1 pseudogene is annotated in these 572 nt (G+C 64.7%); it reads left to right on the top strand.

The features are described from left to right. A pseudogene (locus AN215_RS00050) lies at positions 1-572 on the top strand (transcription termination factor Rho); the annotation flags it as partial.

Below are 572 nucleotides of genomic sequence, written 5' to 3'. Positions count from 1 at the left end.
CGTGGTGGTCGTGAGGATGCCGAGCCGCAGATCGCTGAGGATGATGTGCTGATTCCGGTGGCGGGGATCTTGGACATCCTGGACAACTATGCGTTCGTGCGGACGTCGGGGTATCTGCCGGGTCCGAATGATGTGTATGTGTCGTTGGCGCAGGTGCGGAAGAACGGTCTGCGCAAGGGTGATCACGTCACGGGTGCGGTGCGGCAGCCGCGTGAGGGGGAGCGGCGGGAGAAGTTCAATGCGCTGGTGCGGCTGGATTCGGTCAACGGCACCTCGCCGGAGGGCGGCCGGTCGCGGTCGGAGTTCAACAAGCTGACGCCGTTGTATCCGCAGGAGCGGCTGCGGCTGGAGACGGAGCCGAATCAGCTCACCTCGCGGATCATCGATCTGGTCTCGCCGATCGGGAAGGGGCAGCGGGGGCTGATCGTGGCGCCGCCGAAGGCGGGCAAGACGATGGTGCTGCAGAGCATCGCGAACTCGATCACGGTGAACAATCCGGAGTGCCATCTGATGGTGGTGCTGGTCGATGAGCGGCCGGAAGAGGTCACCGACATGCAGCGGTCGGTGAAGGG

It is taken from the genome of Streptomyces abyssalis, from assembly GCF_001751365.1.
GTDB lineage: Bacteria > Actinomycetota > Actinomycetes > Streptomycetales > Streptomycetaceae > Streptomyces > Streptomyces abyssalis.
This window is presented reverse-complemented; position numbering and strand designations above follow the sequence as displayed.